At 40.0% G+C, this 24,257-nt stretch carries 21 protein-coding genes; 3 read left to right on the forward strand and 18 right to left on the reverse strand.

What is annotated here, in order from left to right; genetic code table 11:
- Nucleotides 1-14 precede the first annotated feature (14 nt).
- Genes F0Q01_RS08010 through F0Q01_RS08035 form a run of 6 tightly spaced genes read right to left on the reverse strand, consistent with a single transcriptional unit; the run spans nt 15 to nt 3,841 of the window.
- A complete protein-coding gene (locus tag F0Q01_RS08010; RefSeq protein WP_090488015.1) occupies nt 15-716 on the reverse strand; it encodes an ABC transporter ATP-binding protein in 702 nt (233 codons plus the stop codon).
- Nucleotides 717-731: 15 nt separating this feature from the next.
- Nucleotides 732-1,016: an acyl carrier protein gene (locus tag F0Q01_RS08015; protein ID WP_090488017.1), complete on the reverse strand. Its 285-nt coding sequence runs from the start codon at nt 1,014-1,016 to the stop codon at nt 732-734.
- A complete protein-coding gene (locus F0Q01_RS08020; protein WP_163927193.1) occupies nt 983-2,005 on the reverse strand; it encodes a 3-oxoacyl-ACP synthase III family protein in 1,023 nt (340 codons plus the stop codon). Before F0Q01_RS08020 ends, F0Q01_RS08015 begins: the two co-directional genes overlap by 34 nt.
- Before the next feature lie 17 nt (nt 2,006-2,022).
- Nucleotides 2,023-3,027, reverse strand: a complete 1,005-nt coding sequence (locus F0Q01_RS08025; RefSeq protein WP_090488021.1) for a radical SAM/SPASM domain-containing protein — start codon at nt 3,025-3,027, stop codon at nt 2,023-2,025.
- A gap of 27 nt (nt 3,028-3,054) precedes the next feature.
- Nucleotides 3,055-3,246 (reverse strand): hypothetical protein, encoded by a 192-nt coding sequence (locus tag F0Q01_RS08030; protein ID WP_143096648.1) that lies wholly within the window; start codon nt 3,244-3,246, stop codon nt 3,055-3,057.
- Complete coding sequence (locus F0Q01_RS08035; protein ID WP_090488023.1) at nt 3,209-3,841, reverse strand: TetR/AcrR family transcriptional regulator; 633 nt, start codon at nt 3,839-3,841, stop codon at nt 3,209-3,211. The genes F0Q01_RS08030 and F0Q01_RS08035 overlap by 38 nt, the downstream gene beginning before the upstream one ends.
- A gap of 176 nt (nt 3,842-4,017) precedes the next feature.
- On the opposite strand from F0Q01_RS08035, the gene F0Q01_RS08040 reads away from it, so the two are divergent.
- Entirely contained in the window at nt 4,018-5,163 is a 1,146-nt protein-coding gene (locus F0Q01_RS08040) for an HD-GYP domain-containing protein (protein ID WP_090488025.1), read from the forward strand.
- Here the strand turns inward: F0Q01_RS08040 and F0Q01_RS08045 are convergent.
- The 9 genes from F0Q01_RS08045 to F0Q01_RS08085 form a co-directional block, all read right to left on the reverse strand.
- Nucleotides 5,153-7,381, reverse strand: a complete 2,229-nt coding sequence (locus tag F0Q01_RS08045) for an ATP-dependent RecD-like DNA helicase (protein ID WP_177209280.1) — start codon at nt 7,379-7,381, stop codon at nt 5,153-5,155. The two genes, F0Q01_RS08040 and F0Q01_RS08045, sit on opposite strands and share 11 nt — an antisense overlap.
- Nucleotides 7,382-7,441: 60 nt before the next feature.
- Nucleotides 7,442-7,894 (reverse strand): hypothetical protein, encoded by a 453-nt coding sequence (locus F0Q01_RS08050; RefSeq protein ID WP_090153969.1) that lies wholly within the window; start codon nt 7,892-7,894, stop codon nt 7,442-7,444.
- A 71-nt stretch (nt 7,895-7,965) separates the two neighbouring features.
- The gene (locus F0Q01_RS08055; protein WP_090154191.1) at nt 7,966-8,781 is read right to left on the reverse strand and encodes a flagellar hook-basal body protein; all 816 of its coding nucleotides are present in this window, start codon (nt 8,779-8,781) and stop codon (nt 7,966-7,968) included.
- Between the two features lie 165 nt (nt 8,782-8,946).
- Complete coding sequence (locus F0Q01_RS08060; protein WP_090488026.1) at nt 8,947-9,750, reverse strand: flagellar hook-basal body protein; 804 nt, start codon at nt 9,748-9,750, stop codon at nt 8,947-8,949.
- Nucleotides 9,751-9,905: 155 nt separating this feature from the next.
- Nucleotides 9,906-10,889 carry a rod shape-determining protein gene (locus tag F0Q01_RS08065; RefSeq protein ID WP_090153973.1) on the reverse strand — a complete coding sequence of 328 codons (984 nt, stop codon included), beginning with the start codon at nt 10,887-10,889 and terminating at the stop codon, nt 9,906-9,908.
- 322 nt (nt 10,890-11,211) lie between these two features.
- Nucleotides 11,212-12,081 carry a carbohydrate ABC transporter permease gene (locus F0Q01_RS08070; protein WP_090488028.1) on the reverse strand — a complete coding sequence of 290 codons (870 nt, stop codon included), beginning with the start codon at nt 12,079-12,081 and terminating at the stop codon, nt 11,212-11,214.
- Nucleotides 12,081-13,136 carry a carbohydrate ABC transporter permease gene (locus F0Q01_RS08075; RefSeq protein WP_090488030.1) on the reverse strand — a complete coding sequence of 352 codons (1,056 nt, stop codon included), beginning with the start codon at nt 13,134-13,136 and terminating at the stop codon, nt 12,081-12,083. The genes F0Q01_RS08070 and F0Q01_RS08075 overlap by 1 nt, the downstream gene beginning before the upstream one ends.
- Nucleotides 13,137-13,250: 114 nt before the next feature.
- The gene (locus F0Q01_RS08080; RefSeq protein WP_090488032.1) at nt 13,251-14,537 is read right to left on the reverse strand and encodes an ABC transporter substrate-binding protein; all 1,287 of its coding nucleotides are present in this window, start codon (nt 14,535-14,537) and stop codon (nt 13,251-13,253) included.
- Between the two features lie 183 nt (nt 14,538-14,720).
- The gene (locus F0Q01_RS08085; RefSeq protein ID WP_090488034.1) at nt 14,721-15,758 is read right to left on the reverse strand and encodes a LacI family DNA-binding transcriptional regulator; all 1,038 of its coding nucleotides are present in this window, start codon (nt 15,756-15,758) and stop codon (nt 14,721-14,723) included.
- Between the two features lie 133 nt (nt 15,759-15,891).
- Here F0Q01_RS08085 and F0Q01_RS08090 point away from each other — a divergent pair, with 133 nt between their 5' ends.
- A complete protein-coding gene (locus F0Q01_RS08090) occupies nt 15,892-16,866 on the forward strand; it encodes an adenylylsulfate kinase (protein ID WP_205467964.1) in 975 nt (324 codons plus the stop codon).
- Between the two features lie 15 nt (nt 16,867-16,881).
- Nucleotides 16,882-18,546 carry a glycosidase gene (locus tag F0Q01_RS08095; RefSeq protein ID WP_090488036.1) on the forward strand — a complete coding sequence of 555 codons (1,665 nt, stop codon included), beginning with the start codon at nt 16,882-16,884 and terminating at the stop codon, nt 18,544-18,546.
- A gap of 69 nt (nt 18,547-18,615) precedes the next feature.
- Here F0Q01_RS08095 and F0Q01_RS08100 read toward each other — a convergent pair whose 3' ends face one another.
- From F0Q01_RS08100 to uvrB, 3 genes are all read right to left on the reverse strand, one after another.
- The gene (locus F0Q01_RS08100; protein ID WP_090488038.1) at nt 18,616-19,131 is read right to left on the reverse strand and encodes a zinc ribbon domain-containing protein; all 516 of its coding nucleotides are present in this window, start codon (nt 19,129-19,131) and stop codon (nt 18,616-18,618) included.
- A 144-nt stretch (nt 19,132-19,275) separates the two neighbouring features.
- The gene (uvrA, locus tag F0Q01_RS08105) at nt 19,276-22,101 is read right to left on the reverse strand and encodes an excinuclease ABC subunit UvrA (RefSeq protein ID WP_090488039.1); all 2,826 of its coding nucleotides are present in this window, start codon (nt 22,099-22,101) and stop codon (nt 19,276-19,278) included.
- Between the two features lie 61 nt (nt 22,102-22,162).
- The gene (gene uvrB / locus F0Q01_RS08110) at nt 22,163-24,151 is read right to left on the reverse strand and encodes an excinuclease ABC subunit UvrB (protein ID WP_090153994.1); all 1,989 of its coding nucleotides are present in this window, start codon (nt 24,149-24,151) and stop codon (nt 22,163-22,165) included.
- Between the last annotated feature and the right edge of the window lie 106 nt (nt 24,152-24,257).

Raw genomic sequence — 24,257 nt, forward strand, 5'->3', positions numbered from 1 at the left:
TTTTATCAATAACATTACCAATCCACCTCATCAACACTTAATGGTTTTTCATTTTTTACAACTTCTTCAATATGTCCGTCTTTCAAATGAACTACTGTATCAGCGCAAAGTGCTATAGATGCATTATGAGTAACTATAACTACTGTTTTTTTGTATTTTTTTGCCATGTCAGTCAGTAATTCTAAAACCATTCTTCCTGTCTCGCTATCCAATGCTCCAGTAGGTTCATCACACAATAGTATGTCTGGATTTTTACATAGGGCCCTGGCAATTGATAGTCTCTGCAACTCTCCTCCCGATAATTCTGAAGGAAAATGCTTTAACCGGTTTTCTAACCCCACGTTCCTAATCATTTCTTTCGCGCAAAAAGAATTCCCATTCATTTTTTGCACGATAGCTACATTTTCATATGCATTTAATGATGGAATAAGGTTATAAAACTGAAAGACAAAACCAATTCGATTTCTTCGATATTTGGTCAATTCTCTTTCAGAATACTGCGATATATTTTCACCGAAAACCATTAGCTGACCACTGGTTAACTTGTCCATACCTCCAATTAGATTGAGCATTGTACTTTTCCCCGAACCACTAGGTCCAAGTATAACTGTGACCTTCTCACTTTCGATGTCAAATGAGATTCCATCCAACGCCCTTACAACTCCGTGACCCACACTGTACTCTTTTGAAACATTATTAAAAGATAAAGCCTTCATTTTTTTACCTTTCTTTTATCCTGCTACTTCAGCATTTTCAATAACACTTACCAGTTCATTTATTGTTGTAATGGATTCGACTTTTTCCTCTGGAATTGTAATATCAAATTCGTCCTCTATTGTTAGAATCATTTCCAACAATTCCAAACTATCTAAATGCAAATCATCAACAAATGACGTGTTTCCATCAAATAATTCCTCAGCTACATTATAATTATTCATTAATACATTTTTTAATCTTTCTAGAATAGTCATTTTCCCCACCTCTACCATTTCATAAATATAATTGCATGCTGCCATTGTGTATTTTCCGCAGCATATATCAATACTTTTTCATTTTTCTTAAGTTTTTCATTTTCAATTGCCGAATTAATTGCGACAGGAATAGCGGCATTTATTAGGGCTCCGCCTTCGCTATGATTCGAGCAAATTTTGTCTGGAGTAATTTCTGGAAATCTTTCAAATACCCTTTTTGCTATTTTTTCTGATTCAATAGGCATTATAAATCGATCTATCTCACTCAAATCTACCCCTGACTCATTTTGAAATTCTTCAAAAGTTTCAATCAGAACTTTTGACAAATATTCTTCACTTAATCCTGTAGCTTGATAAGCAGCCCACTTTTCAGAATCAACCTCTTCTGATGGGTATGGGTGCAAAGCACCTCCCACATAAAATGCTGATCCCATATCAACATCTGCCATTGTAGATTCAACTTTTGTCGATATTATTCCTCTGTCCTCGTCACTTCCAGTCAGAACAACTGCTCCTGCACAATCTCCGAAAAACATATAATTAAACAATGTTTTCATATCTAACTCTTTTGCAGGGAATTTCGTAAAACGCGAGCTTATCAAATCTGCACCTACAACTAATGCATTTTTGCATTCGCCCGTTTTTATATATTTGTCTGCTAGAGTCAATGCTGTGCCAAAGCCTGCACAGCCTGATCTAATATCAAATCCCATGCAGTTTTTTATTTTTAATTCTTTCTGCAATAAAATATAACTTGGAGGCAATAGATAATCTGGAGTAGACGTGCTATAAATTATCAAGTCAATGTCTTCATTAGCTAGTTTTGCATTTTGTATAGCTTGCTTTGCTGCATTTAATGCCATTCCTACATTAGATATATTTACTTCTCTACTCTCTATATCTGTTGCGAGATAATGAACCTCATGATTTATTAATCTTGAAATAGCCTTTGCCTTTTTTCCATACTTTTCTTCAAAATCTTCATTTGTTCTTCTTGCCGGAACATAAACGCCCCTACCAATAATTCTAGTCATTACAATCCCCTTCCTCATTACGATACAAAGCAATCGAAAATTGTTGCCCTATGCTTTGATTTAGTACAATTACAAGCTACGATTTTTGACATTTCTGGATTCAGTGGTGTAATTGAAGTATCCGTATTTAGTCTGGCCATAACTTTTCCGCTTAGTTTTCCATAACAAATTCTTGATGATTTCGGAAAATACGCAGCCATAGATTCAAATATTTCCTTTAAACTTTTCTCTCTAATATTTCCGAAGGATAGTGGCACTGCTACACAAGGTGTAACTAAACCATCATTGTTTATGGATATATAATTTGCACCAGCTCCACAGCCCATATATCCCGCGCTCTCGAACTCACAAAAATTCACTATTCCCGGCAACTCTGGATTTTTCTTGTTTTTCTCCTTGATATTTTTTATAAATCTAATTGCATCAGAATATAATCTAGTCACGTTGTTTCCTTCCAAATTTCCTTGTGGAATTGGAAGAATAATACGAATCTCATCTGGTTTTAATTCATTTGCATTCTTAAAATATTCATTTAGCTTCTCTTCATCCAATAACTCTTCCGTAATACACACTGTTATAGCAGTATATATTCCATGGGAAACCAAAGTCTTAATAGCATTCTTCGCTTCTGCAAAAGCATTATGGTAGTTTCGCATTTTATTAGCAACTTCTTCTTGATAATGATCCAAGCTTATAATCACTCGTGTTACATTTGTTGTTTTCAAAAACATTGCAAACTCATCATCTATATTGTGACCAGTTGTATATAATTGCCCCTCCATATCATTGGGGATTAGCCGAAGAATATCCTTGATATCTTTTCTCAACATAGGTTCGCCACCTGTGATTCCCACAGTCGCAGTACCCATATCATGTAATTCTTTCAACGTGTTTTCTATCTCTTCAAAAGTCAAATCTTCTCGATTATCCTTTATCCTAAAACAATGCCAGCATTTACAATGACACTTTCCCGTAACGACAATATCAGCCTGTAATGGAATTCTTATTTCATTTCTAACCATTTTACTTGCACCAACAATGAATCTGTTTCAGGATTCACTTGGGAATGATGGATAAAAACTATTGATAAAATATCTATCATTTTCACGATCATAGTGAAATCTTTCTCCCTTTAATCCAATGAAATCAGCCACTCTTTCACTAGCTTCAGGAAATTCACTAATTATCATTTTCCCTTTTATATCACTTGTCATCTCCATTGACACTTCGTGTTGATTCATATAACCCTCCGTTTTCAAGTCCAATTATTCTGTAAACGATTCTTTCGATATCCCCACGATTAACGAACAAGAATTGAAGTTTTTCCTCAGGCCCCATACCGTCTAGTATTGAAAAAACACCAAAGACACAGAATTTTGCCGATATTAACGGATTAGAACAGTTGCACTCTTTGTTTTTCTTACCCTGCTCTATTATTGACACGACAATAGGAATCAATTTCTTTCCAATAATACTTTGAACAATGGTATGCACTATACTATTGTCAGCGCTTTGAATTTCAATAAATAATTTATTCTCTTTTTGAGCTTTAGAAATAAATGTATTAAATACTAACTCTATTTTTTTCCCTGTATTTTCACATTCATTAATATTTTTTTCTATTTCATTTATTATTTCTGCTGCATATTCTTCAGCCACAGCAGCCATAACCTCCTCTTTAGATTTGAAATAATAATAAAACAGCCCCTGCGCTACACCTATGGATTGAACTATATCCTTCACCTGTGTTTTCTTATAACCATTTGTGGCAAATAATTCACCAGCAACTTGTATTATTTCTTGTTTTCTTTCGTCTGGATTCTTTTTTTCCCTCATTGAAAATTCTCTCCCATCTCTTACTGACTGACTTAAGTCAGTAAAATATTATCTTTTTTATTTATCCTTGTCAATCCTTTAATTTTTAATAATCTCCACTCCTTTAAATATTATTGTTTTTAACTATGGCAGGAATTATAATAAAAGTATCTATAGAAAATTTATGGGGGAATAATATGCAAACACTTACTGTAGACAAACTAAAGGCCGGCATGGTTGTAGCCGAGCCAGTTCTTACCAAGAGAGGCCAGACTATTTCAAAGGCAGGCGAGGAGTTAACTAATCAGCTCATTGCCAAACTCACCTTTTACAAAATAGAATCTGTCTCTGTTGAGGACATTGAGGAAGAGGAAGTTGCAGCTGAGCCTGCTCCCGCTGAGGAGAAACCAGTAAAGTCACCTGCCAAGCCTCAGAGGTCTGAGTCTAGAGTCAGTGACCAAATCACTTATACTCAGAGATTAAAAGCATCTCCTGCTTTCAAGAAGTTCCAATCTGACTATGCTATTAATATCGCATATTTACAAGAGACGCTTAAAAAGATAGCAGATGGTGGCGATTCATCTTGCACAGATGATTTGCTTAATAAATGCGAAGCTTTATTTAAGTCCAAGACAGCCTTAGAGCTTTTTGATATGCTCAGCAACATGCGAAATTTGGAGGATCCTATTTATTCTCATTCTTTAAATGTTGCACTTATATCTCGAGCAATTGGTAAATGGCTTAAATTGCCAAAGGATGATTTAAACACACTCACTCTTGCCGGTCTTCTTCACGATATCGGTAAGCTTAAGATTCCAGAGGATATTTTGAACAAGCCAGACCGCTATACCGATGCAGAGTTTGATGTTATGAAGACTCATCCTCTTGAGGGTAAAAAGATGTTAAACGGCAAGGGATTCGATTCTAGAATCTCAGCAGCAGCCTTACAGCACCACGAAAGAGCAGACGGAAGCGGATATCCTAGAGGTCTCTTTGATGACGAGATGGACGATTTCTCATGTATTGTAGCCATCGCCGATGTGTACGATGCCATGACATCTGCTCGTGCTCATCGTGATCCACTTTGCTCATTCCAGGTAATCAGCGAATTCGAAAAAGAGGGCTTACAGAAGTACCGTACTCAGTATATTCTTACCTTCTTGGAGAGAATCGCCAACACATACAATAACAGTCGTGTCATTTTAAACAACGCAAAAACAGGCCGCGTAGTTTACATCAACAAGAGCAACCTATCACGACCTGTTATTCAGCTTGATAATGGCGAAATCATCAATCTCGCCGACAGCGTTAACAACAAATTATTTATTAAATCTATTCTCTAAAGGCCTCGGCTATTCTGTCCTTCAATCCAGAATATCTCTTAGCCTGAGATGTATTATCAACCATAGAGTAAAAAACATCTGCGTCGCCTACCATGGTGACGCATTTTTTTGCCCTGGTAATAGCTGTGTAGAGAATATTTCTATTCATGAGCATCTTTGGTCCATCTACTATTGGCATAACTACCGCCGGATATTCAGAACCTTGGGATTTATGAACTGTGATTGCATATGCCAGCTCCAACTCATCAAGACTGGCAAATGGATAGACAACCTTTCGTCCCTCTTCGAATTCGACAGTTACAGTCTTGCCCCATTCGTTGATATCCTTAATAATTCCCACGTCTCCGTTAAAGACTCCAAGACCCTTTTCGATGGTAATATTGTAATTGCCGGTAACTTCCCACTCTAGCTGGTAGTTATTTCGAATCTGCATTACCTTATCACCCTCACGGAATACTCTGGTATCGCCCTTCCATTCCTTTTTATCCGGGGATTCTGGATTAAGATATCTCTGCAAAATACTGTTTAGTCTCTCTACTCCAAGCAGTCCCTTTCTAGTTGGGGTAAGCACCTGTATTTCGCTTATTCCTGCATCAACATATTTAGGCATCTTCTCCTTCACAAGGGTAAGCATAACACTGATAATGGTGTCAGCATCATCTCGTTTCAAGAAAAAGAAATCCTTTGATTTATTATCAAGTAAAACATGCTGGCCCTGGTGTATCTTATGAGCATTCATAACAATGTCGCTCTCCTGAGCCTGTCGGAAAATCTTTTCCAGTTTAACAGACTCAAATTTATCAGATGCCAATATGTCTTTTAGCACATTACCTGGACCCACTGATGGAAGCTGATTTACATCACCTACCAGTATCAGTCTAGTACCTGGCGATATTGCCTTTAGAAGAGAATACATAAGGGATACATCCACCATGGACATCTCATCGATAATGATAACGTCGCACTCCAGTGGATTCTCCTCGTTTCTATCAAATCTAGCAAATGATGCCACGTCGTCATCATCGCCCAGTCTTCCTGAAACCTCAAGCATTCTATGAATAGTGCGAGCCTCGTAGCCTGTAGCCTCACTCATACGCTTTGCAGCACGGCCAGTAGGCGCACCAAGGAAAATGTTTAGCCCCTCTTCCTCAAACATACGAATCATGGTGGTGATTGTTGTGGTCTTTCCTGTACCTGGGCCACCTGTAAGAATGAAAAATCCCTTTTTAGCAGCTGAAATGACAGCATTTTTCTGCAACTCATCCAGCTCTATTTCCTCATCCTTTTCTATGCGACGAATGACCTTTTGCAAGTCTGCCTCATCTGCCTTGTAGGTCACATTAAGCTCTCGAAGCATCCCTGCAATAGATTCTTCCATTCTAAAAAATGCTCTGGAATAAATCTGTGTATTGTCCCCATCCTTTTTGATAATCAGCTTTCTTTCCATGGCCAGATTCATAATCTGTGCCTCAACAGATGCCTCATCCACCTTCAACAGGTCAACTGACATATCCTTCAAAAGCTCGATAGGTAAATATGTATGTCCAAGACCAGCTCCCTGGCCTAAAATGTACTGGATACCACCCTTGATTCTAAACTCAGAGTCAACCTTTATGCCGACTTGTGTGGCTATCTCATCAGCTGTCTTAAATCCTATTCCGGATATTTCATCAGCCAGCTTGTATGGATTGCTCTGGATAATGTTGTAAACTTCATTGCCAAATCTATTGTAAATTTTGATAGCTGTATTGCCGTGCAATCCATATTTATCAAGGAAAATCATGGCATTGCGGATGTCCTTAGCTCCTACAATCTGGTCTGAAATCTCCATGGCCTTGTTAAGAGAAATACCCTTTACCTCTGCAAGACGCTCCGGTTCTTCCTCAATCAGCCTAAATGTATCCGCGCCAAATTTTTTAACGATTCTAGCAGCAAGCTTTGGTCCAATTCCTCTTATTGCACCTGAGCCCAAATATCGCTCCATGGATAGCTCATCAGCTGGAGCCACCGCCTCATAGCTTGTAGCTTTAAACTGGCGTCCATATGTAGGATGGTCAATATACTGTCCTCTAAGAAGTAGATTCTCGCCCTCACCAACAGTTGGAAAAATCCCTACTACTGTAATGAGAAATTCATCTACTACAAAGTCCATAACAGTATAACCATTATCTGAATTTCTAAATATTATTCCTTCTACGTAACCTGTTATTTCTTCCATAGGATATATAATAGCATAAAAAAAGAGACATTGCCCTTGCAATGCCTCTATAAAATATTCTTATGCTAATACTTGCTGAACTGTCGAAGAATTTGCCTGAGCAATTTCCTCTGATACTGCATCGGCATCAAGTCCACCTTCCTCTGTAGGAATATTAGAAGTACCTGTAATGCCATAGTTACGCATTATCTGCTCTACGAAATCTTCTGTAATATTTCCACCAACTTCATCTACAAGCTGCTCTGCTACCTTTGTATAAGCACTATCCATGAAATAGTCCTTGTACATAGACATTGAAGAATCCTCGTCATCCTTTGGAACAAAAGATTCCTTAACCTCTTTGAGCACCTGCTCCATCAAGTAAGTTTCGAAGCCCTTTACTGCTTCTGTAACTTCTTCCTTGCTGGAAGTTGCTGAAATACCACCAAGTGATTTTGCTGTCTTCTCTGCAGCCTCTGTGGCCGCTTTGTTGTACTGCGTCTGCATGTAAGTGTTCATTACCATAGTATCCATTTTTCATTCCTCCCGTAAATCCGCGAATTCTCGGTACCGCAAATTAGAGAATTCATTTACATGTTACTAAACTATCTCTTAAGGTTGTTAGCTTGCTCTAACATTGTATCTGAAGTAGTTATTGCCTTTGAGTTCATCTCGTATGCACGCTGTGCAATGATAAGACTAACCATCTCGTCAGCAACATTTACATTAGATCCTTCCAAATAGTTTTGAGCTATTGAACTCCTGTTTACTCCCTGAGTGTTCCACTCACCCATTGGCTCCCCTGAGGCAGCTGTCTCATCGTAGAGATTCTCTCCGATTTTGTCCAAGCCGACTCTATTTGTAAATTGGTACAGTGCAATTGACTGACCTGTGTTGGTGTATGTACCATCTGGATTCTGATATGAAATCGAAGCATCGTCTGGATTGACTGTGAATCCCTTTTCTACTGTATTTGGAACAGTGATAGGTCTTCCTGCCTGATCAAGAACCTTGTAGCCTTCTGATGTGGTAAGCACCTTGTTACCTCCATCATCAAGCGCCCATGTAAAATCACCATTTCTTGTATAGTGAGTTTCGTCTCCATCTTCTACAGCAAAAAAACCATTACCAATGATGCACATTGCTGTTGGGCTATCCTTTGCAAGCTGGCTACCTTGAGTAAAATTAGCATTAATAGAAGCAACTCTTGTACCAAGTCCAACCTGAGCACTGGTAGGTTTTGTCTCGCCCTGACCATTTGTACTTGTAGATTGCATTGTTTGGTATAACAATGTCTTGAACTGTGTACTCTGAGATTTATATGCAGTTGTATTAACATTTGCCAAGTTGTTTGCAATTGTGTCAACTGATACCTGCTGACCCTTCATACCTGAAGCAGCAGACCACAAACTTCTCATCATATGCCAAGTACCTCCATGATTTGTTTCCCGCTTGTTACATTATCAAGCATTAGTCTCTCTTCCGATGACTACACGTCATTCTCCAGAGAGCTAATAGCTTGATAACTACAAGCTATTTATACAACTTCTAATTATCTAGTAATTTTTACGTTACTTTCAGCGGTTCTATACCTGTCCTACTTGATTGACGGTTTTTTCAAGTGTAGCATCCTCAGTCTGAATCATCTTCTGACCAGCCTCGTATGCACGAGCTATCTGAATCATGCTAACCATTTCCTCTACAACATTGACATTGGAAGATTCAAGTGTTCCCTGTTCTAGGATAGCATCGCTTTCAACAATCTGTCCTCCAGGGATCAATGTGTATAAGTTCTCACCGTATTTATTGATATAATCGTAGTCTGCAATATCAATGACTCCGATTGTATCTACCTCTTCATTGTTCTGAGAAATAGTACCGTCAGCGGCAATTGCATACTCTAAATTAGGATCAATCTGTACGTAATAGTCCTCGCCGTAGAGAGAATTCAAAGCTCCCTCCTGATTAAGTACATAATCTCCATCTGATGTTCTCAAGTATCCATCAGTATCAACTGTAAATGCACCATCTCTTGTGTATCTAATAGAAGTCTCGCCTGCTTTGTTTGTAAAAGCTATAGCAAAGAATCCTCTACCACCGATGGCCACATCCGAAGGCTTATCAGTAATCTGAAAACCGCCCTGGTCCCAATTTGTGTATGTCTCACCGATTTTAGCTCCAAGGGACATATATCCTATTCCCTCTGGTCTATTTCCAAGTGATGATGTGTCTTTGATTTTGATGGCTAATCTCTCGTCGAATGCTTGAGCAACCATGGCTTCTTTCTTGTAGCCTGTGGTAGCTGAGTTGGCCAAGTTATTGGTCATTACGTCCATTCTTCTCTGTTCGTTAACCATTCCTGTATAGGCTGTATATAGACCTTTAACCATGAATATCCCCCTATTTAAGGCATCTGATTAATAATCTCCAATTTGTATATCGGATTTTTGAATATAAAAATAACCCCTATTTTGAAAAAATAATTATTTAATATAATTTTTTCAAAAATCGGGGTCCGTATCGTTATTCAACGAAATAGTTCTAATTAATCTCCTGCAAGAAGCTCTACATAGCGACCTGTACCAATAGCAACACATGTCATAGCCTCATCAGCTGTCATAGTGTTGATACCTGTGCGGTCCTCAATAAGCTCCTCAAGTCCGCGAAGAAGCGCACCGCCACCTGTAAGTACGATACCTCTATCTGCTACGTCGGCTGCAAGTTCTGGTGGAGTCTTCTCAAGTACTGAGTGGATAGCCTCAACAATCTGCATTGTAGACTCCTTGAGAGCCTCCTCAGTCTCCTCAGATGTAACCGTAATAGTCTTTGGAAGACCAGATACAAGGTTACGTCCTCTAACATCCATAGTCTCTGAATCGCCAAGTGGGAAACAACGACCAATTTTAATCTTAATGTCCTCAGCTGTACGCTCACCAATAAGAAGGTTGTGCTTCTTTCTCATGTAACGAACGATAGCCTCGTCAAAGTCATCACCAGCAACCTTGATAGATGTGCTGACAACTGAGCTACCAAGTGAGATAACAGCGATATCTGCTGTACCACCACCGATATCTACAATCATGTTACCCATAGGAAGTGAAATATCGATTCCAGCACCGATAGCTGCTGCGATAGGCTCCTCAATAATAGAAACCTCACGTGCGCCTGCTGCAAATGCTGCATCCTCAACTGCACGCTTCTCTACCTCTGTAGCTCCAGAAGGAACGCATACAGCAATACGAGGCTTACGATAGCTCTTCTTGCCCATTGCCTTCTGAACGAAGTACTTGATCATCTTCTCTGTAACTGTGTAGTCAGAGATAACACCCTGACGAAGTGGACGAACTGCCACGATATTACCAGGAGTACGGCCAATCATAAGACGTGCCTCCTCACCGATTTCTTTAATTTTGTTTGTATCTCTATCAAAAGCCACTACTGAAGGCTCTTTCAAAACAACGCCCTTGCCTTTTGCATAAACAAGAACACTCGCTGTACCTAAATCAATACCGATATCTGATGCTGCCATTTTCTTATCCTTTCTGTGTTTTAGTATAGTCTACTGTCCTTATGGACAGAAATACGCATTTTTACTTTCTTATTATATACAAAATCCCACATTATTCAAGGCTCTTATATATAAGAGGTGCTTTTGTGTTGCAAAACAGTTTCCTATTAAGTAAAAAAGCGCCAGCGCATGTGCACTGACGCGTAAGAGTCGGGGAGTGCGACCAAGTCGCCTTGGTCGCTGAGTTATGAAAAATTTGGTATTAGCTTTCGCTAGTACATTTCTCTTATAACATCCCAATGTGATGGCTATGTGAAGATTTGAAAAAATCCTCAAAAATATTTTAACCTTTTACCGCACCTTCAATCATTCCTTCCATAATTTGCTTCTGAGCAATAAAGAAGAGAACGAGAATTGGAATAATAGCAAGCAACGCAGCACCTAAAATCAAATTCCACTGTTTTACATATGAACCAACAAACGCCTGAACAGCAACTGGAAGAGTCTTAACTGGTCCATTTTGCTGAAGAAGAATTGATGGAAGCAAATAATCGTTCCAGATCCACATACCATTAAGGATTGTGACTGTAGTGATTACCGGCTTTAATAATGGAAGAATTACAATAAAGAATGTCTGCTCTGGAGAACATCCGTCAATAGAGGCTGCCTCTTCAAGTTCCATAGGAATTCCCTTAATAAATCCATTTAAAATAAACACTGTCATTGCACCGCCAAATCCAAGATACGCAAATACGATACCTGGGATTGACTGAATCAAAGGAATGCCAACAAAATTTCCAACATCTCTAAATGTAGAGATAAGTGGAAGCATTACTACCTGGAATGGAATAATCATTGATGCAATAAATGTAAAATAAATTACCACTGACCATTTTGTTTTATTTCTGCAGATTACCCATGCAGCCATTGCTCCAAGAAGAGCTAACAATATTAATGAGAGAATTGTAATAACAGCTGATGATGTAAATGCTGACCAGAAAAGGAAATGGGTATTGTTTATTACATCTGATAAATTCTGGTATAAGTTAGCAAGTGATACGCCATTAAATCCTATAGGATTTGCTGTAATGTCCGCTGTCTGCTTGCATGAATTAATCACAACAAGGAAGAATGGGAACAAAACATATATCGCAATTACGATAGCGATAATCATCTTTATAACGATTTTGGAGGTTTTCTCTTTTACCTTCATTATAATTCCACCTCCCTCTTATTAGAAATACGAACCTGGCAAATTGAAACAATAGCAAGAATAATAAAGAAGAATACTGCCTTTGCCTCGCCGTATGCATATTCATTATTTACAAATGCTGTGTCGTAAATATTAAGTGCCAACATCTGTGTACCCTTTGACAAGAACTTACCCATGAAGTTAACTGAACCAGTACCATTTGTTAATGATAAGTTAACATCAAACTGCTTGAACGCACTGGTAAGTGTAAGGAATGTACAAATTGTAATTGTTGGAGCAATCATTGGAATCTTTATTTGGAAAAGAGTCTGCAATGAATTTGCGCCGTCAATTGATGAAGCCTCAATAACATCTCCAGGCACTGTATTAAGTCCTGTAATGTAAATCAACATAATATATCCAGCATACTGCCATACATAAACCAAGACAATTCCGATAAGAGCTGTCTTTGTCTCTGTAAGCATAGATGCTTGTGAATTAAGAATCTCGGTTACTACTTTTGAGAAAATAAACTGCCAAATATAACCAAGTACGATACCACCAATAAGGTTTGGCACGAAATAAGCTGCTCTAAAGAATCCCAGACCCTTTAGCTTTGAAGTACACAACAAAGCAAGTAAAAATGCCACAAGATTTACAAGAACAATATTTAATATTACAAACAAGAATGTGATTAATACTGACCATAAGAACTGTGGCTCATGGAACATTCTTGCATAATTATCGAATTTAACGAATTTATTTAATGTAATACCATCCCAGTCTGTAAATGAATATCCAATACCAAGTACAAGTGGAATGATAACTGTTACTGCAAAAGCAAATAACAGCGGGAATAAAAACATAAAATTAATGATTCCTCTGTGGTGCTTGAATGTAGGGAAGAAATATAATCCCACAAAGAAAGCAACGCAGCCTGCAATTATCAATGTACCTCTAACACCCCAGAAGTCTGTAAGTGTAATTGCCATATATAATCCCGCAATCATCATGGCAACTCCCACAATCATGCATCCAAAGGAAAAGATTTTTCGTCTCGCGGAGAACTCACCCATAACTAATCTCCTTTCTCTCCTACCCAACTCTTATAACAATTAGATTTGAATCTCATTGCTCTTTTAAAGAAAAAGGGGCAGTGCATTTAGCCCTGCCCCAAAGCTATCACTTAATTAGTTTGCATAGTAATCCTTGATTACCTGCTCGATTGTTGATGTAAAGCCCTCTGCGTCAAGCTTGCCCTGAGCATAATCAGCAAATACCTGACATGTCTGATTCTGAAGACCATCCTTCTTGAGCATTGTATGCCATCCACTGAACTTACCAGCGTCGATGTATGACTTCATGCTAGCGTAGAATGGGTTAACAGCTTCGTACTGGCAATCACTAAATGGAGAAACAAGACCTGCATCATTTACAAGAATGTTCTGAGCAGAGTCACCTGCGCACCAGTTAAAGAATGCCTTAGCGCCTTCAACGTTACCATCTGCATAAGCTACCCAATAGCTTGGTGGACCAGCGATGATTGTATCAATGCCATCCTCAAATGCGTATGGAGCAAATCCACATTCAAAATCAACATCATCAGGAGATGTTACACACCAGTTACCCTGTGTGATGAATGCATATTCACCAGCCTTGAAGCCAGCTACCTGCTCATCATAAGTACCATCGATAAGAAGATCTGGATCTGAGTACTGATTCATCATGCCAACGAACTCTGCGAATGCAAGCATTCTGTCGTGATCAACCTGACCACCGTCGTTAAGTAAATCAATATATGTAGTATCATCAGCTGCAAGACCTGCATCAAGATACTGACCAAATACGTGTGTACCTGAAGACCATCCAAGATTTGATGGCTCTGCACACCAGCCGAGAACTGCCTTAATTCCAAGCTCGTCCTTCTTGCTATCAAGTGTCTTAAATGCCTCTGCATAAGCATCTGGGCTTGTAAGTGTTGAAGGATCAACACCTGCTGCCTTAAGCACATCTGCGTTGTAGCCAAGTGCTGTAGCCTCTACTGTGTAAGGGAATCCGATTGTTCCCATTGAGTCATCTACAAGTTCAAACTCAGTATTATTTGTCCAAGTCTCTCCCTTGAGATCTGCTAACTTGCCATCCCAAGAAGCTGCCTGGTTTGCTTCGATTACAAAGATATCTGGCATATTGCCTGCCTGATACATCTTCTTAAGCTCGTCAGAAGCGCTTGTGTCGCCACCGATTGTTTCAACGATGAGTTCGTTTCCTGTCTCCTCCTTGTAGAGCTTAGCTAAATCCTGAAGCTGAGCATCAATCTCTGGCTTACCATTTAGAAGTCTAACTGCTGAGCTATCTGCTGATGCTCCACCACCCTGTGCGTTAGAACCTCCATTGTTTGCTGTGTTAGGCTGACCGCAAGCTACGAGGCTGCTGGCCATAGCGCCTATCATGAGTACTGAAAGTAATCTCTTTCTCATTTCGATAATCCCTCCCATAACATGTAAAATGTTAATTGTGTAGAAAAATTCTTTCTACAATTGTGCATAGTGCACAATTTCCCTTGTTTTCTTTAGTCAACTTTTGCGCATAAGTTTGTTATAAGTAAAACATAACACAACTTTTCTGACCGGTCAACCCCCATTTCTAAAATCTAAATTATATTAAAAACGGCCCATAAAGCTTGATTTTCTAGGCTTTGTGACAGTATCTCGGATGACAAGTCTGGTTGGCAAAGTTATTTGTGCCTCGGTTTCTTCCCCTCGAATTTTCTTTAAAAGCGTCTCTGCAGCAACTACTCCCTTTTGTTTTACATCCTGATGCACTGTAGTAAGGGCAGGTCTATAGAGACTTCCCAGCATATTATCATCGAATCCAGCTATAGAAATACCCTCTGGGACTCTGATTCCACGGTCTGTAAGGGCTGACATAAGTGTTACTGCATACAAGTCAGAAACACACATAATCGCAGTATAATCAAGGGCTCTATGGCATATTTCATCCAAACTTTCCTCTATTTCGGCGCTGGCTGGACGTATTTTTAAGAAGTCCTTTTCACTATATTCAATTCCTGCTTCTTTAAGGGCTCTCTTGTAGCCATTTAAACGGGCTAAGTCTACACCCTTAGTATTATCTGATAGGAATGCAATGCGTTGATGTCCGCAAGAAATGATGTATTTAACCATTTCGTAGGCACCTTGCTCATCGTCAAGGCCTACGTTGGTGAAATGCTTTAACCCCTCCATACTATATGTATCAAGGCAGACTATAGGCTTTTTATACTTTGTACTAACACGTATACCGTCATCATCAAGCATACCAAACAAAATAAGACCATCCACATTCCAGGTTGAAACATGGCGCATTATTTTCTCCGTATCCCTTGAGATGTAAAGCATCATGAAGTATCCAGCGTTTCTAATTGTCTCCTCTATACCGCCAATAAGCTCTGCTACGAATGGATCCATAATAAGATTCTCGTACTTATCAACACGAGCTTTTAGGGCAAGACCTATGATTTTAGACTCATTCTGAGCCAAATTCCTGGCATTGATATTAGGCACATAGTCTACTTCTTTAAGTAATTCTTCTACGCGACGTCTTGTCTCCTCAGAAACTTCTCCAGCCTTGCCGTGAATGACGTTAGATACTGTGGTTGTGGACATGTTGAGTCTCTGAGCAATCTCCTTGATAGTTATCATTTAACAAAAACCCCTTTACAAAAAATCGATTGTATTGTATTGTGAAAACATAATAGCACTTACGCGCATAAGGTGTCAAGTTTACGCGGGTTTTTGCAGTTTTTTCATATTTTTTTGTAGTGAGGGAGTTAAAATGAACAGTAAATTCAACAAGATTGCAACAGATACATCAGTTTTAGAGAAGCTTAACGCAACTCTTACTTTTGTAGATGGACTTAATATTCCTTCTGACATTCCACATGGTGATATGCCAGGAGATAAGATTGAAATTGGTGATTCACACATTGCTAAGGCACGTACTATTTTCCCTGCTTTAGTTAAGCAGCTTAAGAAGGCTGCCGCTTCTAATAGCTTTGGTCGTGCAGTTGTTTGTGTTCACGGTGGTTCTGGCGTTGGAAAAAGTGAGATAGCTTCTATTCTTTCCTATATGCTTACATCCGCTGGAATCAAAAGCTACACAATGTCTGGTGACAATTATCCACATCGTATTCCAATGTACAACGATGCTGAGCGTCTACATATATTCCGTGAGGGCGGCGTGCGAGCTCTTGCAGCTTCAAAACTCAGCAATCCATCTGTAATCGCAAAGCTTCAAGAGCTTCAGAAAGTAGATGATGATGCCAATGAGGCTCACATTTCAGAATACGATTGGTTTAAGACATATTTAGATGGTGGACGTTCAGCTTTAGAAAATTATCTTGGAACACCTAAGGAAATCGATTTTGAGGAAGTAGATTCTATACTCTCAGCTTTCTTAAATGGAGCTGACAAGCTGTGGCTTAAGAGAATGGGCCGCGACGAAGCCAGCCTCTGGTATGACGAAGTAGACATGAGCGACACCAAGGTTCTCATCCTAGAGTGGACCCACGGCAATAGCGATTACCTTTCTAACGTGGATATTCCTATCCTTTTAAACTCTACCCCAGAGGAAACGCTCGAGCATAGACGCTCTAGAAATAGAGACGGCAAATTAGATAGCCCATTTACAATGCTTATTTTAAACATTGAGCAGGAAAAGATTAAATCACAAGCGTCAAAAGCTAAAATCATTATCACTAAGAGTGGGGAATTAATCGATTTTGAAACTTTTAGCAAATTAATGGCTTAGTCCAAAGGAGTTTTTATGAGTACTACACGCAATGATAACGGACCTATGCTAAATGCTTATCCTGACAGCATGGGCCACAGACTTGAGGACATCATCAAGGTTCTTAAGAAACCTGAGTTTAAAGATGTATTCCAGTCTTTTTATATTTTACCTAGTATTTACAATACCGATCTAGACAGGGGATTTTCTGTAATAGATTACGGCATAAATAAGGAGCTTGGCTCTCAAGAGGCCATTGAGGCCCTTTCTGATTTGGGAATCGACTTGAAGCTTGATTTTATCTTAAATCACGCCTCTGTTCTCTCACCACAGTTTCAGGATTTAATAAAAAATGGTGAGAATTCCAAATACGCTGACTTCTTCATCAACTGGAACAAGTTTTGGGAAGGTTGCGGGGAGATGACTGAAGAAGGTTATATTAAACCTGATGAAAAATATATCAAAGACATGTTTTTCAGAAAACCTGGTCTTCCAATTCTTATGGTTCGCATGCCAGATGGCAAGGACGTACCATATTGGAACACATTCTACCAGGAGGTCCGCTACAAGAGACCTGATGCAGCCGACTTAATAGAGGCCGCAGGAATGCAATATCTTGCAGCTACTAATCTAGCAGAGCGCATTTGCGCTTCACTGGATGAAGGCAAGACCCCTTCTGAAATTGATTTCGCTGGTTATGAAGAATACAAAGAAGACGTTGTTAATTATCTAGAAGCAAGCAGACGCTACCTTGGACAGATGGATTTAAACATCAAATCTGATCTCGTATGGGAGCACTATAGAAACACACTTAAGACTCTTGCCGATTATGGTGCAAAAATCGTAAGATTGGATGCATTTGCATACGCACCTAAGGAGCCAGGTAAAAAGAATTTCTTAAACGAGCCTGACACATGGGATGTGTTAGAGCGCGTAAAGGATATTGCCAACGAATATGGACTTTCTCTTTTACCAGAAATTCACGCCACTTACGGCGAAGGCACTTATGAAACCATCGCTTCTAAGGGCTATATGACCTACGATTTCTTCCTTCCTGGTCTTCTCATCTATACTCTCGAGAAGCAATCAGGAAAGCTTTTAGTTGATTGGGCTAAGGAACTTACCGAGAAAAATATTCGAGTAGTGAATATGCTCGGTTGTCATGACGGTATTCCTCTTCTTGATTTAAAGGGAATGCTTGATGAGAAAGAAATCCAGGAGCTTATTGATACAATTGTTGGCCGTGGCGGTTATGTTAAGGATCTCCACGGACAGAAAAATATGTACTATCAGGTCAATGCAACATACTACAGTGCCCTTGGCGAGAATGACAGCAAAATGCTTTTAGCTCGTGCTATTCAGATGTTTATGCCAGGTAAGCCTCAAGTATGGTATCTGGATTTATTCGCAGGTAGAAATGACCATGAGGCAGTTGCCCACGCCGGTGTGGGCGGCCACAAGGAAATCAATCGTACTAACCTCTCTTCCGAAATGATTGAAGTAGCTCTTAAAAATGACGTAGTTAAAAAGCAACTTGAATTACTTCGTTTGAGAAACACACACCCAGCTTTTGGTTTTGACAGTACTCTTTCAGCAGAAGCAAATGGATTTATGCTAAAACTTGCTTGGGAAAAAGAAGGTCACCGCGCCGAGCTTCGTGCAAATCTCAGAGACTATTCTTACGAGATTATCACTGATTAATTTTATATTTGTTACTGCATAAAAAAGGCACACCCACTATGAGGTGTGCCTTTTGAATTGCTTTCATTTTTAGTTTACGAAGATGTCACGTCGGTTATCGAAGTATGATGCATTAACAAATATTAACACTATATCTAATATCATACGAACTCCATCACTTCCAGAAAAACTACCAGGGCCCAATACTGCGGAACCATAAATTAGTAAAATAATGGTCGAAACAAATTCGTAGCCAAAAACTGCACAAACTAACTTGCCAGCACTTCTCTTTCTATTTATGATAGCCACCGCTGCAACAGCCAAAAGTGCTATATTCACAAGACTTAAAACAACCGCCACAGTAATATATCCTGAAAGGTTAGCCTTTCCGCCAAGTAAATCATCACTTCTTCCACTTAATTCCACTAGCCTTGCTATTCCAATCAAACCAAAAAGGCAGCCAATCCAAAAATAAAAATATCCCAAAAAATCAGCCCATTTAGTGCCAAGCACCTCTCTTGTCTCAACCTTTACAGTTGGCTCACCACAGTTAGGACATACCCTAGCGAACTCACTTACTTCTGTACCACATGAATTACAAAACATAATTTTCTCCTTTTCATAACAATTAATCCCTTTTTGTTTAAGTAGTTATATACTACCCTATGCCTATTCTTTTTGCAAGTTGTTTTTTACTATTTTTATAAAAAATAGAGGTGGATGTAGTCCACCTCTAAAAATAATAGTTGTTTACTTTAAATATTCCTTCAAATACTGGCCAGTGTAGCTCTTCTTCACCTTTACGATTTCCTCTGGTGTGCCCTTGGCTATTACTGTGCCACCTCGGTCTCCGCCGTCTGGGCCCATGTCTATGATATAATCTGCACACTTGATTACATCCAAATTGTGCTCGATAACCACTACTGTGTTGCCAGAGTCTGAGAGCTTGCGCATGATTTCAACAAGCTTGTTTACATCGTCGAAATGAAGTCCCGTTGTAGGCTCATCAAGGATGTAAATTGTCTTGCCAGTAGCGCGGCGAGAAAGCTCTGTTGCAAGCTTAATACGCTGTGCCTCACCACCTGAAAGAGTGGTGCTTGGCTGACCAAGCTTGATATAGCCTAAGCCTACATCGTATAGTGCCTGAATCTTGTTGGCAATGCTTGGTACATTTTTGAAGAACTCAACAGCCTCTTCAACAGTCATATCAAGAACATCGTAGATTGTCTTACCCTTGTAATGAACTTCTAGAGTCTCTCGATTATATCTCTTGCCTCCACAGACCTCGCATGGAACATACACATCTGGAAGGAAATGCATCTCTATTTTAATGATACCGTCACCAGAGCAAGCCTCACATCGACCGCCCTTTACATTGAATGAGAAGCGTCCCTTATTGTAGCCGCGCTCCTTGGCCTCAGTTGTACCAGCAAATAAATCTCTTATTAAATCAAATACTCCAGTATATGTAGCTGGGTTAGAACGAGGTGTACGTCCAATCGGGGACTGGTCGATGTCGATGACCTTATCAAGTGCCTCTGTTCCTAAAATATCATCATGCTTTCCGGATATTTTTCTAGCTCTGTTAAGTCTCTTAGCCAAATCCTTGTACAATATTTCATTGACAAGTGAACTCTTGCCGGAGCCAGACACACCGGTAACTACTGTCATGATTCCAAGTGGAATATCTACATCGATATTCTTGAGGTTGTGCTCCCGAGCGCCCTTGATAGTGAGCCATCCCTTTGGCTCCCTGCGCTCAGAAGGAACTGGTATGCAAAGCTTGCCACTTAAATACTGGCCTGTAATAGAATCTGGGCAAGCCATAATCTCCTCAGGAGTACCGGCAGCTATGACTTCTCCACCATCCTTGCCTGCACGAGGTCCGATATCCACAAGATAGTCAGCAGCACGCATTGTATCTGCATCGTGTTCTACAACAATAAGTGTATTACCTAAATCTCGAAGTCCCTTAAGTGATGCCAGTAATTTATCATTGTCCTTTTGATGAAGACCAATTGACGGCTCATCCAAAATATAGGCAACACCTACAAGACCCGAACCAATCTGGGTAGCCAATCTAATACGCTGAGCCTCACCACCTGAAAGAGTGGCTGTAGCACGAGCCAGTGTAAGGTAATCAAGTCCTACATCCACCATGAATTTAAGTCTATTTCTAATCTCTTTGAGTACCACAGCACCAATCTTTTTCTGCTGCTCTGTAAGCTCTAGCTTATCAATCAAATCATAGAGCTCATGGACTGGATACTGAGTCATCTCGAAAATATTCTTATTGGCTATAGTAACAGCTAGTGATTCCTTTTTTAGTCGCTGACCGTGGCAGCAAGGACACTCACTGTAGAACATGAACTCCTCATACTCACGCTTTTGGTTCTCTGAAAATGTCTCCTTATAACGACGATTAACATTTTCAATGAGGCCCTCAAACACTGTAGGATATACACCTCTACCTCGCTGACCCTCATATTCAACATCCACTGAACGGTCAAAACCATGAATGAACATGTGTCTGATATTCTCAGGAAGGTCCTTGTATGGTGTATCAAGTGAAAACTTGTATTCCTTAGCCAATGCCTCTAAAAGAGCATGGGCAAAGCTTGTAGACTTGTTGGCTGACTGCCAGCCCATAACCTGCACGCAGCCCTGATTAAATGAAAGGCTCTTGTCAGGAATCATAAGATCCTCGTCAAATTCCATCTTATAACCAAGACCAAAACACTCTGGGCAGGCACCAAATGGATTGTTAAAGGAGAAACTACGTGGCTCCACCTCATCAATACTAATGCCACAATCAGGACATGAGAATCCCTCAGAAAATCTGATAGGCTCTCCATCGATAACATCAACAATCATAAGTCCCTCAGCAAGCTTTAGAACTGACTCGATTGAATCTGTAAGACGCTTTTCAATTCCTTCTTTTATCACAAGTCTATCAACCACAATCTCGATGTTGTGTTTGATATTTTTATCTAGCTTAATCTCCTCAGAAAGGTCATATACATTGCCATCAACATTTACGCGGACATAACCAGACTTTTTAGCTTTTTCAAAAAGCTTTTCATGAGTACCCTTGCGGCCTCTAACTACTGGAGCAAGAAGCTGAATTTTGGTGCGCTCAGGGAGAGCCATTATAGCATCTACCATCTGGTCTACTGTCTGCTTGCTGATAGGCTTGCCACAATTAGGGCAATGAGGGACACCGCATCTAGCATAGAGAAGTCTCATATAATCGTAAATCTCTGTAACTGTGCCAACAGTAGAACGTGGATTGTGATTGGTGCTCTTCTGGTCGATTGAAATAGCTGGAGGCATACCCTCCATATGCTCTACGTTTGGCTTTTCCATCTGACCCAAGAACTGACGGGCATATGAAGATAGAGACTCCATATATCGTCTCTGTCCCTCTGCAAAAATAGTATCGAATGCAAGTGATGATTTGCCTGAACCAGACAATCCGGTCAGTACTACAAACTCATCACGGGGAATGTCTAGGCTAATATTTTTAAGGTTGTGCTCGTTGGCCCCCTTGATTTTAATGTATTTCTTTTCTTTCATTTCTATATCCTCAAAAAACTTGTTTTACAAGTCAAACAATCATATGGAATTTGTAAATAAATTACTCTTCTGACATCTGCTGCATCATCTGTTTAAGCTCTACCATCTTGTCTCTATACTCAGCAGCAGCCTCGAAGTTGAGCTCGGCAGCAGCCTTTTTCATCTTCTTTTGGATGTCAGCTATAAGCTTCTCAAGCTCCTTGCTATCCATCTCCTCAGGGTCCTTCTTAAACTGAAGTTCCTTTTTAGCGATGGCCTTGCCAATGGAAATAAGCTCTCTGACTGACTTCTGAATGGTGGTAGGCGTGATGCCGTGAGCCTCGTTGTATGCCATCTGAATCTGGCGACGACGCTCAGTCTCACTGATGGCCTTTTCCATGGACTCTGTCATGGTGTCGGCATACATGATTACGTGACCCTCGCTGTTACGAGCTGCACGACCAATAGTCTGAATCAATGACCTCTCACTACGTAAGAATCCCTCTTTGTCAGCATCCAAGATTGCAACAAGTGTAATCTCTGGAATATCAAGACCCTCTCGAAGCAAGTTGATACCTACTAGAACATCAAACACATCAAGTCTCAAATCCCTGATAATCTCTGCTCTCTCCATAGTATCAATATCTGAATGCATGTATTTAACACGGACACCAAGCTCAGCAAGATAATCCGTCAAATCCTCTGCCATACGCTTGGTCAATGTGGTAATCATTACCTTGTGACCGCCGGCTGTTTCTTTTTGAATCTCCTTGTAAAGGTCATCAATCTGTCCCTCAACTGGTCGCACCTCAACCTCCGGATCAAGAAGTCCAGTAGGTCTGATAACCTGCTCTGTACGAAGCATCTCATGCTCTTCTTCATAGTCGCCAGGTGTAGCAGATACAAACATAATCTGATCTAACTTGGACTCAAATTCTCCGAAATTAAGTGGTCTGTTATCCAGTGCCGATGGCAATCTAAAGCCATACTCCACCAATGTGCGCTTTCTAGCCTGGTCACCTGCAAACATGCCTCGTACCTGTGGCAAGGTGATATGACTCTCATCCACAATAATCAAGAAATCATCACCAAAATAATCAATAAGACATTTCGGTGGCTCACCAGGCTGCTGGCTAGTCATATGTCTACTATAATTCTCGATACCCGAGCAAAATCCTGTTTCTCTAAGCATCTCTATATCGAAATTAGTGCGCTCTGCAATTCGCTGAGCCTCGATTAGTTTGTCCTCTGACTTGAAGAACTTGACTCTCTCCTCCAGCTCCGCCTCTATGCTGGCGCAGGCTGCATTGATTTTGTCCTGTGGAATGACATAGTGACTGGCAGGGAAAATAGCCACATGCTCAAGCTCTCTTCTGACCTGACCTGTCATAATATCTGTCTCGCAAATCCTATCAATTTCGTCTCCGAAAAACTCAATACGGATGGCGTAGTCCTTGGTAATTGCAGGGATAACCTCAAGCACATCACCACGAACTCTAAAAGTACCGCGGTCAAAATCCATATCATTGCGCATGTACTGGATATTAATCAGCTCGTGAATAACATCATCTCTATCCTTTAAATCTCCTGGGCGAAGACTCACCATCATGTTCTGGAAATCATCTGGCTCACCGATACCATAGATGCAAGAAACAGATGAAACGATAATAACATCTCGTCGCTCAGAAAGTGATGCAGTCGCCGACAAGCGCAGCTTATCTATCTCATCATTGATGGATGAATCCTTGGCAATGTATGTATCAGTGCTAGGCACATACGCCTCCGGCTGATAATAATCATAGTAGGAAACAAAATACTCTACTGCATTTTCCGGGAAAAACTCCTTAAACTCGCTATAAAGCTGACCTGCAAGGGTCTTATTGTGAGCGATAATAAGAGTAGGCTTGTTAAGCTGCTCTATTACATTGGCCATGGTAAATGTCTTACCAGAACCTGTAACACCAAGCAGTGTCTGCATCTGATTGCCTTCCTTAAATCCCCGGACTAAATCCTCGATAGCCTGAGGCTGATCACCAGTAGGTTTATATTCTGAATGTAATTTAAAATCCATATTGTTCACCAAAAATTAATTGCACACAATCGTATGATGAAATTATATCACAGCCTACAAATATGTCAAACATTTGTTCTCACTTATGTAAAATTATAGCATAAAA

The sequence above is a fragment of the Pseudobutyrivibrio xylanivorans genome (assembly GCF_010906925.1).
Lineage (GTDB): Bacteria > Bacillota > Clostridia > Lachnospirales > Lachnospiraceae > Pseudobutyrivibrio.

Bases quoted from the DNA above. Each gene is read 5' to 3' on its own strand.
- F0Q01_RS08055 (WP_090154191.1), bottom strand. From the start codon at position 8,781: ATGATGAGAAGTTTGTGGTCTGCTGCTTCAGGTATGAAGGGTCAGCAG.
- F0Q01_RS08100 (WP_090488038.1), bottom strand. From the start codon at position 19,131: ATGTTTTGTAATTCATGTGGTACAGAAGTAAGTGAGTTCGCTAGGGTA.
- F0Q01_RS08080 (WP_090488032.1), bottom strand. From the start codon at position 14,537: ATGAGAAAGAGATTACTTTCAGTACTCATGATAGGCGCTATGGCCAGC.
- F0Q01_RS08025 (WP_090488021.1), bottom strand. From the start codon at position 3,027: ATGGTTAGAAATGAAATAAGAATTCCATTACAGGCTGATATTGTCGTT.
- F0Q01_RS08030 (WP_143096648.1), bottom strand. From the start codon at position 3,246: ATGAATCAACACGAAGTGTCAATGGAGATGACAAGTGATATAAAAGGG.
- F0Q01_RS08070 (WP_090488028.1), bottom strand. From the start codon at position 12,081: ATGAAGGTAAAAGAGAAAACCTCCAAAATCGTTATAAAGATGATTATC.
- F0Q01_RS08095 (WP_090488036.1), top strand. From the start codon at position 16,882: ATGAGTACTACACGCAATGATAACGGACCTATGCTAAATGCTTATCCT.
- F0Q01_RS08085 (WP_090488034.1), bottom strand. From the start codon at position 15,758: ATGATAACTATCAAGGAGATTGCTCAGAGACTCAACATGTCCACAACC.
- F0Q01_RS08050 (WP_090153969.1), bottom strand. From the start codon at position 7,894: ATGGATACTATGGTAATGAACACTTACATGCAGACGCAGTACAACAAA.
- F0Q01_RS08020 (WP_163927193.1), bottom strand. From the start codon at position 2,005: ATGACTAGAATTATTGGTAGGGGCGTTTATGTTCCGGCAAGAAGAACA.
- uvrB (WP_090153994.1), bottom strand. From the start codon at position 24,151: ATGGATTTTAAATTACATTCAGAATATAAACCTACTGGTGATCAGCCT.
- F0Q01_RS08045 (WP_177209280.1), bottom strand. From the start codon at position 7,381: ATGGAAGAAATAACAGGTTACGTAGAAGGAATAATATTTAGAAATTCA.
- F0Q01_RS08040 (WP_090488025.1), top strand. From the start codon at position 4,018: ATGCAAACACTTACTGTAGACAAACTAAAGGCCGGCATGGTTGTAGCC.
- uvrA (WP_090488039.1), bottom strand. From the start codon at position 22,101: ATGAAAGAAAAGAAATACATTAAAATCAAGGGGGCCAACGAGCACAAC.
- F0Q01_RS08035 (WP_090488023.1), bottom strand. From the start codon at position 3,841: ATGAGGGAAAAAAAGAATCCAGACGAAAGAAAACAAGAAATAATACAA.
- F0Q01_RS08090 (WP_205467964.1), top strand. From the start codon at position 15,892: ATGAACAGTAAATTCAACAAGATTGCAACAGATACATCAGTTTTAGAG.
- F0Q01_RS08075 (WP_090488030.1), bottom strand. From the start codon at position 13,136: ATGGGTGAGTTCTCCGCGAGACGAAAAATCTTTTCCTTTGGATGCATG.
- F0Q01_RS08010 (WP_090488015.1), bottom strand. From the start codon at position 716: ATGAAGGCTTTATCTTTTAATAATGTTTCAAAAGAGTACAGTGTGGGT.
- F0Q01_RS08015 (WP_090488017.1), bottom strand. From the start codon at position 1,016: ATGGCAGCATGCAATTATATTTATGAAATGGTAGAGGTGGGGAAAATG.
- F0Q01_RS08060 (WP_090488026.1), bottom strand. From the start codon at position 9,750: ATGGTTAAAGGTCTATATACAGCCTATACAGGAATGGTTAACGAACAG.
- F0Q01_RS08065 (WP_090153973.1), bottom strand. From the start codon at position 10,889: ATGGCAGCATCAGATATCGGTATTGATTTAGGTACAGCGAGTGTTCTT.